4 protein-coding genes are annotated in these 6,098 nt (G+C 62.8%); 3 read left to right on the top strand and 1 reads right to left on the bottom strand.

Translation table 11 applies throughout. From position 1 onward, the window contains the following. Nucleotides 1-183 precede the first annotated feature (183 nt). A complete protein-coding gene (locus DBR22_RS22025) occupies nucleotides 184-1,146 on the bottom strand; it encodes a trypsin-like serine peptidase (protein WP_181365287.1) in 963 nt (320 codons plus the stop codon). A 197-nt stretch (nucleotides 1,147-1,343) separates the two neighbouring features. Between DBR22_RS22025 and DBR22_RS22020 the strand changes: the two genes are divergently transcribed. The 3 genes from DBR22_RS22020 to DBR22_RS22010 form a co-directional block, all read left to right on the top strand. Continuing rightward, nucleotides 1,344-1,577, top strand: coding sequence for a hypothetical protein (locus DBR22_RS22020; protein WP_146187623.1), 234 nt, complete (start codon nucleotides 1,344-1,346; stop codon nucleotides 1,575-1,577). A 141-nt stretch (nucleotides 1,578-1,718) separates the two neighbouring features. Then, complete coding sequence (locus tag DBR22_RS22015; protein ID WP_108600731.1) at nucleotides 1,719-3,938, top strand: NADP-dependent isocitrate dehydrogenase; 2,220 nt, start codon at nucleotides 1,719-1,721, stop codon at nucleotides 3,936-3,938. Nucleotides 3,939-4,145: 207 nt separating this feature from the next. Continuing rightward, nucleotides 4,146-6,098, top strand: a 1,953-nt coding sequence (locus tag DBR22_RS22010; RefSeq protein WP_108600730.1) for a catalase, incomplete at its 3' end; no start/stop codon positions are given.

Genomic DNA, 6,098 nt, shown 5'->3' with positions numbered 1-6,098 from the left:
GCGTCACTATGTACTTCACGGGCGCCCGCCACTTCTTCCACTAACCAGGTAAACAACGACGGCGCCTGTCCCCGCTGAGGGGACAGGCGCCGTCGTGGTTTGCCTGCGTTTTCCTGCAACGCGGGGTCACTAAACACCCAATATCGAGGCTCGAGAGGGTCGAAAGTGACCCCGCGTTGCAGGTTACCTGGCTGTTTCGGCCTCGTCGTAAGCTGCCTCGATTTCGGAGCCCCAGTACGGGCCGTACATCACGGGGTGGGGGTTGTAGCCGTAGCTGTTGATGGAGTTCTGCAGGCCGGTGGCGGTGTTGAACCATGGGCCGCCGGAGGAACCGCCGGTCATGTCGCACGGGATGCCCTGGGTTTCGAACTGCGCGTTGTTCGTGTCGTTGGTGGCGGTCCCGGTGCAGCTCTTCAGCGATCCACCGTCGAAGGGGCGGTCGGCCGGGTAGCCGAATGCCTGGTAGGTGAGGCCTCGGGGAGCATTGAACTCGACTCCTGACTCATTGACGGCATCAGCAAGGAGCGGAGCGCCGTCGAGCGGTTTGACCACGGCGAACCCGGTATCGAAGGCCATGTTCCCCGATTCTTTCCATCCGGCGGGGAGGTAGTAGGAATCACCGGTCCACGCGCCGTAGGGGGATTCGCCATTGTTGTAACCGGGCACAAAGATAAACCGGGTGGGCAGTTCTGCACCGCCGAAGAGGCAGTGCCCGGCCGTAGCCACGGTGCTCCTATTCTTGGACTCGACGGCGTTGCCGGAGCAGACGTAGTCCGCGCCGTCCAGGGTAAAGAAGACCTTGCCGATATGGTCCATTCCGCTCGCAGGCTGGGCGATGGTGGGCTTGCCCGCGGTGCCCTTGACTTTGGTGGCCTTGGCTTTTTCTGCTGCGACTGTGCTGGACCTGTTGCCGCGTTCCAGCGACTTATCTGCCAGCAGATCGCCCGGGAGCGCGGCGCGCATACGGTCAGCGGTCCAGTAGTCCGCGGCGCCGGTGCTGTCCACCTTGGCGCTGAAAACGGCCGGTGTTGACTTGTCATCGGACGCAGCGGGGGCTGCAGCGGCGCCGCCGGTACCAACCAGTACCAGCACGGCCGCCGCGGAAAGGCTGAGGAAGCTGGCAGCCACAGACCGGTTGCGCGTCATTATTTTCCTGTCTAAAAATTGCCGGAGAGCTCCCAGTTGGCCCGCCGTTGAACCCATGTAACCTATCGAGGGCAGCCGGTTTTGTAAATAGAAGTGATGCCGCGGTGCTGGTCAAAATGGCTGGTGGAGGGTACTTTTTCCCTATCAATGAATCGTCCGATCTGGGCTCCGGACTTTATGTGAATTGGGGCCCTGCCGTGATTGCATTCTGGAAGTCCACCAAACGTTCTGCTTTGCACGGCCGGCACGTGGCCGGCGTCGATGAAGGGTCCCCGGACCCCGAAGCCTCCGCCGCTGCCTTCCAGCTGCGCGACGTCGACCCCGTCCACTCCTTTACCTCGACGCCGTTCACCTCTACAGAGGAACTGCGGCGCAGGGACTCGAAGTATGTCCAGCTGTGGCCCAGTGATATTCCCCACAAGCGCCGCTGAGTGAACCGTCGCCTCAAGCGGTAACGCAAGGCCCTCCCGGTGTGCGGGTAGGGGTCAAAGGCGCGTCCTCGGGTAAGTTAATCCATGGTGAAATAGCCGGATTCTCAAAAAATCAGCCGACCTCCAGGGAGACGCCCGCGTATGTCCAAGATTATCTATACCCACACCGACGAAGCGCCGATGCTGGCTACTTATTCGTTCTTGCCGATCATCGAGGCATTTGCTTCGACCGCAGGTGTGGAGGTGGAGACCCGTGACATTTCGCTCGCAGGCCGCATCATCTCCGTGTTCGGTGACTACCTCACCCCGGAACAGCAGATCAGTGACGCCCTTGCTGAACTCGGTGAACTGGCAAAGAAGCCCGAAGCCAACATCATCAAGCTGCCCAACATCAGCGCTTCCATCCCGCAGCTGAAGGCCGCCATCGCTGAGCTTCAGGGCCAGGGCTACAACCTGCCCGATTACCCGGACAACCCTTCTTCGGATGAAGAGACCGCTGTCCGTTCCCGCTACGACAAGATCAAGGGCTCCGCCGTGAACCCGGTCCTGCGTGAAGGCAACTCCGACCGCCGCGCGCCGCTGTCCGTCAAGAACTACGCACGCCAGAACCCGCACTCCATGGGCGCCTGGTCCGCTGACTCCAAGACCAACGTTGCCACCATGACGGCCGACGACTTCCGCTCCAACGAAAAATCCGTGGTCATCGAAGCCGACGGCACCATCGCCATCCAGCTGGTCCGCGAAGACGGTTCGGTGAAGGTCCTCAAGAAGCCGTTCCCCGTCCTCGCCGGTGAAGTCATTGACGGCACCGTGATGCGCGCTGCCGCCCTGGACGAGTTCCTCAAGGCCCAGGTTGCCCGTGCCAAGGAAGAAGGTGTGCTCTTCTCCGCACACCTGAAGGCCACCATGATGAAGGTCTCCGATCCCATCATCTTCGGCCACGTGGTGAAGGCCTACTTCGCCGAACTCTTTGAGACCTACGGCAAGCAGCTCGCCGCCGCCGGCATCAGCCCCAACAACGGCCTTGCCGCCATCCTCAGCAGCCTCGAGGACCTGCCGGAGGATGTCCGCGAAGGCGTCCAGGCGCTCATCAAGAAGGGCCTCGACGACGGCCCGGCCTTGGCCATGGTGGACTCCGACAAGGGCATCACCACCCTGAACGTCCCGTCCGACGTCATCGTTGACGCCTCCATGCCTGCCATGATCCGCAGCTCCGGCCACATGTGGGGCCCGGACGGCAAGGAAGCCGACACACTGGCAGTCCTCCCGGACAGTTCCTACGCCGGTATCTACCAGGTGGTTCTTGACGATTGCCGTGCACACGGCGCCTTCGATCCCACCACCATGGGCACCGTGCCGAACGTTGGCCTGATGGCCCAGGCGGCCGAGGAGTACGGCAGCCATGACAAGACCTTCGAAATCCAGGAAGCCGGAACGGTCCAGATCGTTGACGGCTCCGGCAACGTCCTGGTCGAACACCAGGTTTCCGAAGGCGATATCTGGCGTGCCTGCCAGACCAAGGACCTGCCCATCCGCGACTGGGTCAAGCTGGCCGTCACCCGTGCCCGCGCCTCAAAGATGCCTGCCGTTTTCTGGCTCGACGAGACCCGCGCACACGACGCCAACCTCATCGCCAAGGTCCGCGAATACCTCAATGACCACGACACCGAGGGCCTGCAGATCGAAATCATGTCCCCGGAGAAGGCAACAGCCTTCACTCTGGAGCGGATCCGCAAGGGCGAAGACACCATCTCGGTTTCGGGCAACGTGCTCCGCGATTACCTCACCGACCTTTTCCCCATCCTGGAACTTGGCACGAGCGCCAAGATGCTCTCGGTGGTTCCGCTGATGAACGGCGGCGGACTCTTCGAGACCGGCGCCGGCGGTTCCGCTCCGAAGCACGTCCAGCAGCTGCTCAACGAAAACCACCTGCGGTGGGACAGCCTGGGCGAGTTCCTCGCCCTGGCCGTGAGCTTCGAGCACCTGGCCACCACCACGAACAATGCCCGCGCCCAGGTTCTGGCCGACACTCTGGACAAGGCAACGGGTACCTTCCTGTTGGAGAACAAGTCGCCGAGCCGCCGCGCCGGCGAACTGGACAACCGGGGAAGCCACTACTTCCTGGCCCGTTTCTGGGCCGAGGAGTTGGCCAAGCAGACCGAGGACGCAGATCTCGCTGCTTCGTTCGCGGCCATCGCCAAGGAGCTGTCCTCCAACGAGGAAACCATCGTGGGTGAACTGGCAGCGGTCCAGGGCTCCCCGGTGGACATCGGAGGATACTACAACCCGGATGACGCCAAGGCCTCAGCCGTCATGCGCCCGTCCGCCACGCTGAACAGGGTCATCGCCACCCTGGGTTAATAGGCTCACCCAGCCTGACGAACACACAGATGCGGCGCCCCGGGAAACCGGGGCGCCGCATTTTTTGTTTTCGGCTGCCAAATCTCCTCGACTAAAGATGAACCCGGGTTGTGGCATCGGCCATCCTTGCCTAAAGTGCTAAGTACACTTAGCATCTCGGCATTCGCCGATGACTGCTGAGGTTGCCCATCCTGAGGAGAAGAATCCGTGCCTGAAGAAAGCAACATCCAGATCCCCGGTGTTCCCGCCAGCGAACCAGCCAGCCTCGACGAACCCACCACCCCGCGTGAGCCACTGCCGCCCAAGCCTGACCAGCAGGGCCCGGAGGCGGTCTCACCCACGGGAAGCCCCACCGGAGCTCCGGCGACGGCCCGCGCCCAGTCCGGACAGTATCTGACCACTGCGCAGGGTCTGCGCCTCGGCGATACAGACCATTCCCTGAAGGCCGGGTCCCGCGGACCGATTCTGCTGCAGGACCACCACCTCCGCGAAAAGATCACGCACTTTGACCACGAGCGCATCCCTGAGCGGGTGGTGCATGCCCGGGGCGCCGGTGCCCACGGGGTCTTCCGGTCCTATGGGACGGCAGCGAACATCACCCGCGCGGGCTTCCTGGCCAAGGGTGTGGAAACACCGGTGTTCGTCCGGTTCTCGACCGTCCTGGGGTCGCGCGGATCCGCGGACACGGTCCGGGATACCCGGGGCTTCTCCACCAAGTTCTACACCGATGAAGGCACGTATGACCTGGTGGGCAACAACATCCCCGTCTTCTTTATCCAGGACGGCATCAAGTTCCCGGACATCATCCACGCCGGAAAACCCCACCCGGACCGGGAGATCCCGCAGGCCCAGAGCGCCCACGATACGTTCTGGGACTTCGTATCCCTGCATACCGAGGCTCAGGCCCACACCATGTGGAACATGTCCGACCGTGGCATTCCGCGGTCCTTCCGCACCATGGAAGGCTTTGGCGTCCACACTTTCCGCTTCCTCAACGCCGAGGGAAAGACCACGCTGGTTAAGTTCCACTGGAAGCCCAAACAGGGAGTCCATTCGCTGGTCTGGGAAGAGGCCCAGATCATCAACGGCATGGATCCGGACTTTCACCGCCGGGACCTGGCGGATTCCATTGAAGCCGGCGCCTTCCCCGAATGGGAATTGGGCGTCCAGACGTTCCCCGACAACGAGGATCAGATGTTCGAGGGCATCGACCTGTTGGACCCCACCAAGTTCGTTCCCGAGGAACTGGCGCCGGTCCAGCCCATCGGCATCATGACCCTCAACGCGAACCCCACCAATTATTTCGCTGAAACGGAGCAGGTGGCGTTCCACCCAGGGCACCTGGTTCCCGGCATCGACGTCACCAATGACCCCCTGCTCCAGGTCCGGCTCTTTTCGTACCTGGATACTCAGATATCCAGGCTGGGTGGGCCCAACTTCGCCCAGATCCCCATCAACCGCCCGCAGGCGCCGGTGAACGATATGCTGCGCGACGGCATGCACCAACAGGCAGTCCACGGCGGTGCAGCGCCGTACCACCCCAATTCCCTGGACGGCGGCTGCCCGTTCCTTGCAGGCCAGGATGTGGGAGCTTTCATCGACGTCCCCGAAGAGCTGGCAGCGTCCATCAAGGAACGCAAGAACCCCGCGTCTTTCAGCGACCACTACAGCCAGGTGCGCCTGTTCTTCCGCAGCCTTACCCCTGCGGAGCAGGACCACATCATCCAGGCCTACACGTTTGAACTGGGCAAGTGCTTCGAGAAAGCCATTCGGGAACGGCAACTGCTGGCTTTGGCCAACGTGGATACTGACCTGTGCGCAGCGGTGGCGAAGGGCCTGGGCATGCCCGCGCCGGCCGCCACCGAGGACGTTCCGGACTCCGAACCGAGCCCCGCCTTGTCCCAGCTGGGGAAGACCTGGCCTGTGGCGGGCAGGGTGGTGGGCATCGTGGCAGATCAGGGCAGCGACTTTGCTGCGGTCAACGCAGCCCGCAAAGCCCTGGACGCCCAAGGCATCGTGCCTCTGGTCATCGCCCCGGCAGGCGGGTACCTGGGTGAGGAGGGCGACGGCGGCGTCCCCGTACAACGGACCTACCTCACCGCGAGGTCCACGGAATTTGATGCAATCATCGTTGCCGGTGCAGCCGCACCGGCTCCGGAC

It is taken from the genome of Arthrobacter sp. HMWF013 (assembly GCF_003061105.1).
Lineage (GTDB): Bacteria > Actinomycetota > Actinomycetes > Actinomycetales > Micrococcaceae > Arthrobacter.
The sequence above is the reverse complement of the archived record's forward strand: the minus strand, read 5'-3'. Positions and strand labels throughout refer to the sequence as shown.

Coding starts and splice junctions, on each gene's coding strand:
- DBR22_RS22015 (WP_108600731.1), top strand. CDS start 1,719: ATGTCCAAGATTATCTATACCCACACCGACGAAGCGCCGATGCTGGCT.
- DBR22_RS22025 (WP_181365287.1), bottom strand. CDS start 1,146: ATGACGCGCAACCGGTCTGTGGCTGCCAGCTTCCTCAGCCTTTCCGCG.